Origin of the sequence: Microcoleus sp. (assembly GCF_049646505.1) — a bacterium.
Classification (GTDB): Bacteria; Cyanobacteriota; Cyanobacteriia; order Cyanobacteriales; family Microcoleaceae; genus Microcoleus.
The window spans coordinates 1-5,104 of sequence record NZ_JBARVX010000301.1 but is presented as its reverse complement, the minus strand read 5'-3'; the positions used below and the strand labels follow the sequence as shown (position 1 = coordinate 5,104).

The following is a 5,104-nucleotide window of genomic DNA, read 5'->3' as shown; positions in this document are numbered from 1 at the left end:
AGACCTCTTGCAAAAATAATTAGGACGGGCCCCAGAGCCCGTCCCACAAAAATCTTTTTTTCTTGTGGGATGGCTTTGAGCATCGTCCCAAAATTTGATTAAAAGGACTGAGGCAAGAGGTCTAATAAGTATCTGGGATTTTACCAATGATTTAACGTAATATCTGCTACATTTATCGATCGCACTTCTGTCAATTTCTCAAAAAAATGATTGTGCGCCCTCGAGGGGGCGCGATCGCAGTACAATTACCAACAGTCTTGGTTTAGCCAGCCCCATCCTCAAAATTCAACTGTTCTCGCAGCAGCCCAAAAGCCCTCTACAGAAAACGCCCCGACTCCCGCCACCTCAACACTGTGAGCTGATTGGTTGATTCCGAGCCAAAATGTCTTAAAATATACGATACAGCGAGCTGTCGCACAGCCGGCATATATTAAAAACAGGCGCTTTGCCTGCAATAATTCTTTAAAATATAGATACAGCACCGCCGATCCCTAACTCTTCCGCTGAGGGAAGGGTGGGGGTTTAGCAGCAGACAAGACTATCCGTCCACAGTAACGTTTCAGTAAAGCCCGTGCAGTTGCTTTACTCTCAGGTTTGTTCACGTTATTTGCAGCCAGTTACGAGGAGAGTTGACCACCAGTGCTCCAACGCATCAAACAAGACTTAAAAAACGACCTGATCGCAGGTCTGCTGGTAGTGATACCCTTAGCTACCACCATCTGGCTGACAATTACCGTCGCCAGTTGGGTAATTAATTTTCTTACCAAAATTCCCAAGCAGATCAACCCTTTTGACGGACTCAACCCGATTTGGGTCAATCTGCTGAATTTTTTAGTAGGGCTGGCTGTACCCCTGCTGAGCATTTTACTCATCGGTTTAATGGCCCGCAACATCTTCGGGAAGTGGCTGCTAGACTTTGGCGAACGCCTGTTGCAGGCAATTCCCCTAGCGGGTTCGGTTTACAAAACCCTCAAACAACTGCTGGGAACTATTCTTAACTCAAATGACAAATTTCGCCGGGTGGTGTTGGTGGAATATCCGCGCCGGGGAATCTGGGCTTTGGCGTTTGTGACGGGTACGATCGAGATTAACGATATTACATCTCATTTGTCCGGCGAAACTCCGATCGGCATTTTCATCCCCACCACGCCCAACCCCACCACCGGATGGTACGCTATAGTCCCGGAAACCGATCTAGTCAATTTGTCAATGTCGATCGAAGATGCCTTTAAACTGATCGTCTCCGGCGGCATCGTCAACCCCAGCAACTCGCTTACCGTCAGCGCCGACAACCTCCCCGGAAAAACACTCGAACCGTTAATATCCGAATCAAGATACCAGCCTGTACCAATAGAAGAAGATTGACACCAGGTTGAGAAAAACGTAATTTCAATCGCCCTTGTCTTCAACCCCCACAGCAGGTGGGTGCAAGTTTGACTTTCTGGCGGTTGAAACCGTCCAGTATTTTTAATAACCGATAATATTTCTCCAAAACCAGCCCAACAACAATCATGACCGAGGGCGGGTTTTTTGCGGGTTTTTCTGCTAAAGTCCAAGGCTAGGGTCTCAACCAACACCTAGCAATCTCAACAATTCTTAAATTCCTATCCCAATTTCTATCTAAAAAATGTCAGTAACTCAGCTCTAAAGAGACTGAGCTTGTAAGAAATTGCAAGCTGTACTGACCAGTCTAAGCCTTAACTGGCTACGTTATTTAGGTCACGACACCCTGGGATACGAAGCCAGTCCCCTGCTCTGTCGCTGGTAGTTAAATAGTCTTAAAGTCACTGAGACAGTGCTACCAGCATAACAAGCCTTTATAACATTGACGAGGCTAACATTACCCGAAAGGGACTCGGAGACAACCATATCTCCACGGAGGGGCAACCATACCCCTCCACCCCGAAAGGGGGGGTTCAAGGCGATTGAAATCGCCGGGTCGTTTCCCTTTCAGCACTCTTCGTGACTGAGTTTCCCACATACCGTATTTCTTTTTATGAAAAAATCCCGCGAAACAGCACGCGAACTCGCACTCCTCGGCATCAGCCAACTACCGTCAAATCCAGAACTCTTAGAAGCCAAGAAACTGCAAGATGTTGTCCTCGCCGCCGTCCGCACCCTGACAGCAGAAGTTCAAGAATCCCTAGAAGCAGCAGCCTCGGAAGTGCAGCGGAGTAGCGACAAACTGCTTGCTAGCGAAATCCGCGCCGGCGATATCCAAAGTGCTAGAGTAATGGTGCGCGAAGCTGTGGAACTTACGCAAACCGCCATCAACCGTCTCGGTTCGGCAATGGAGTTTCCAGAACTGCTCCAGCTTGCTAACCAGCAAGATGTCCGCACCTATGCTTTGCAAATCCTGACGAAAGTTAGCGCCAACCGCCCTCAAATTGACGAATTGCTCTCGGAATCCCTCGTGGATTGGCAAATAGATCGGTTGCCCAGGATCGATCGAGATATCATGAGAATTGCGATCGCCGAAATCCTCTATCTCGGCTTAGCCGAACAAGTCAGCGTCAGCGAAGCAGTCCAACTAGCAAAACGCTACAGCGGCGACGAAGGACATCGCTTCATTAACGGAGTTCTCCGCCGAGTAGTCGATAAAATTAACGCAGAAGTTGTTAGTCAATAGTCAACAGCCTGCAGTCATTAGTCATCAGTCATTAGTCATTAGCGATCGGCAATCCGCAATCCGCTCTACACTAAGGACTGATGACTAATGACTAATAACTATATTCCCAATTTCCTATGGTTTTTAATTGGTTTCGTCGCCAGTACAGCGAAAGCGGATCTTCTGAAAAAGAAACTCCCCCCCAGCCAACCCAAGATGAGTCGGCAACTTCGGCACCCGCCGGGCCTCCAGCAGATGCAGCAACAGACCAAAGTTCACCCGCTGCAGCCGAAGATTATCTCAATTGGGCGAAAGCTGCTTACAAAAATATTCAAAAACAGCAAAAACCTGAGACAGAAGTAGCCGAAGTTGCAGCCGAGACAGAAGTTGCCGAAGTTCCAGCCGAGACAGAAGTTGAAACTGTTGCAGAAGTTCCAGAAGTTGAAACTGTTGCAGAAGTTGCAGAAGTTGAACCAGCAGAAACTGTTGCAGAAGTTCCAGAAGTCGCACCAGAAGCGATTGTTGAAGCAACCGATGCAGCACAAGATGCAGGATTTGCCGACACAGATCCGCAAATCGCTGGGGCGATCGACCTTGCACCCGCTGCTCCACAATTAGAAGTTACAGCAGAAAATATAGAAATTGCCCAACCTGCAACCTCAGTTGTAGAAGAAACCGAGTCGATCGCATCTGAGGCGCAAGCCGACGAATCTCTGCCGTTTTGGGCCAGAGCTCAAGCCGATCGCACGGATCGCATCGAACGCCTCAGAGAAACCGCCATTGAAGAACCAGAAGTAATTGCAGCAGCCGCCGAAAGAGCCGCAATTATCGAAGAAATTCCCGGTTTCGACTTTGACGAAGGCTTTTTATGGTCATCAGAAATCCTCGCCAGTCAGGGGCGCCGGCCAGATCAAGTATCCGTCGAAGAAATCAGTTGGCTGCAAAAACTGCGGAAAGGCTTAGAAAGAACCCGCCGCAGCTTAATTAATCGACTAAAGGCGATCGTCGGTCAAGGCCCGCTCAACCAAGACGCAGTAGCCGAAATTGAGACTTTGCTCCTACAAGCCGATGTCGGAGTCGCAGCCACCGACATCATTATCAGCCGCCTGCAAGAAAGACTCAAACAAGAAGCCTTACCGCCAGAACAAGCTCTAGCCTTCCTCAAAACCATCCTGCGCGACATTCTCGACGCTCCGACAGCCGAAACCGCCGCCGGCAATCCCGCCTACAGCCTGACATTTGCGCCAGAAAAAGACACCTTTAACATCTGGTTAATTGTCGGAGTCAACGGTGCGGGCAAAACTACGACGATCGGCAAACTCGCCCACATCGCCCAAAAATCCGGCTACAACACCCTAATCGCCGCCGCCGACACCTTCCGCGCCGCCGCCGTAGAACAAGTCAAAGTTTGGGGAGCCCGCAGCGGTGTCGAAATTATTGCCAACCCCGGCAAAAATACCGATCCAGCAGCAGTCGTGTTTGATGCGATCGCCGCCGCCAACGCCAGAAACACAGAACTGCTGATCGTAGACACCGCAGGCCGCCTGCAAAACAAAAAAAATCTCATGGACGAACTCAGTAAAATCCGTCGCATAGTAGATAAAAAAGCCCCCGGCGCTACCGTAGAATCTCTACTGGTCTTGGATGCCACACTCGGTCAAAATGGTTTGCGACAGGCAGAAGTATTCGCAGAATCTGCCAAATTAAGCGGAGTAGTATTGACAAAACTCGACGGTTCTGCTAAAGGTGGTGTTGCCCTAGCAGTAGTGCAGCAGCTCGGTCTCCCCATCCGCTTTATCGGAGTAGGAGAAAGCATCGAAGATTTGCGCCCGTTTTCTAGTTACGAATTTGTCGAAGCCCTACTGGATTTTAGATTTTAGATACTTCGGCTTCGCTGTACAAGTTTTAGATTTTAGTCAAAGCTAAACATCTAGAAACAATACTTTCGCCCAGTTAGCTCGTTACCAGGCTCTGCCTGGTAATGCAGGTAGGCGAGGCTCTGCCTCCTTGTATCTCGCAACTTACAGGAAAGATGACTGTAGGATGTGCTTAAGTTATTAAGTTTTCTATCAGTTGATATCAATGCCATACTGTCCAAACTACTTGCTAGAAAAAAAACCGGGTTTCTGGTCAGGTGGCACGTAATTCCTCAATCAATCAAGCTGCCTTTAAAATCTAAAATCACAAATTTAAAATGACTGCTGTGCCTTTGCCTCGTCCCTCACCTCAACCTGCTGACCGCCCGGCGGGTCGCAATTCTACCGACGCGACGCCAGTATTTGCCCTCAAAGAACTGGTGGGCCGCTTGCACCGATACCAGCACAACGTTCAAGATATGTTGGGCTCCCTGGGATTTGCCCTCCGCAGTTTTAACAATCTCAATCAATTTTTGGAGTTAGTACCTTTGGTGGCGACTCGCGTTACCGATGCCGACGGGGGAGCTTTAGTGGTGTTCAAACCCAACGGTCAAGTCAGGTTCCAGCAGTTGCACTGTCA

The 5,104-nt window shown here is 49.0% G+C and carries 4 protein-coding genes and 1 pseudogene; all 5 read left to right on the top strand.

Annotation, left to right across the window (positions count from 1 at the left end):
- Positions 1–210 precede the first annotated feature (210 nt).
- Entirely contained in the window at positions 211–357 is a 147-nt protein-coding gene (locus WBA89_RS15800; RefSeq protein ID WP_424408007.1) for a hypothetical protein, read from the top strand.
- Between the two features lie 282 nt (positions 358–639).
- Entirely contained in the window at positions 640–1,365 is a 726-nt protein-coding gene (locus WBA89_RS15795; protein WP_424408005.1) for a DUF502 domain-containing protein, read from the top strand.
- 631 nt (positions 1,366–1,996) lie between these two features.
- On the top strand, positions 1,997–2,629 hold the full coding sequence (nusB, locus tag WBA89_RS15790; protein ID WP_424408003.1) for a transcription antitermination factor NusB: 633 nt from the start codon (positions 1,997–1,999) through the stop codon (positions 2,627–2,629).
- Between the two features lie 116 nt (positions 2,630–2,745).
- Complete coding sequence (gene ftsY / locus WBA89_RS15785; RefSeq protein WP_424408001.1) at positions 2,746–4,488, top strand: signal recognition particle-docking protein FtsY; 1,743 nt, start codon at positions 2,746–2,748, stop codon at positions 4,486–4,488.
- 314 nt (positions 4,489–4,802) lie between these two features.
- A pseudogene (locus WBA89_RS15780) lies at positions 4,803–5,104 on the top strand (guanylate cyclase); the annotation flags it as partial.

Excerpts from the sequence above, each read along its gene's own strand:
- ftsY (WP_424408001.1), top strand. The coding sequence starts at position 2,746 with ATGGTTTTTAATTGGTTTCGTCGCCAGTACAGCGAAAGCGGATCTTCT.
- nusB (WP_424408003.1), top strand. The coding sequence starts at position 1,997 with ATGAAAAAATCCCGCGAAACAGCACGCGAACTCGCACTCCTCGGCATC.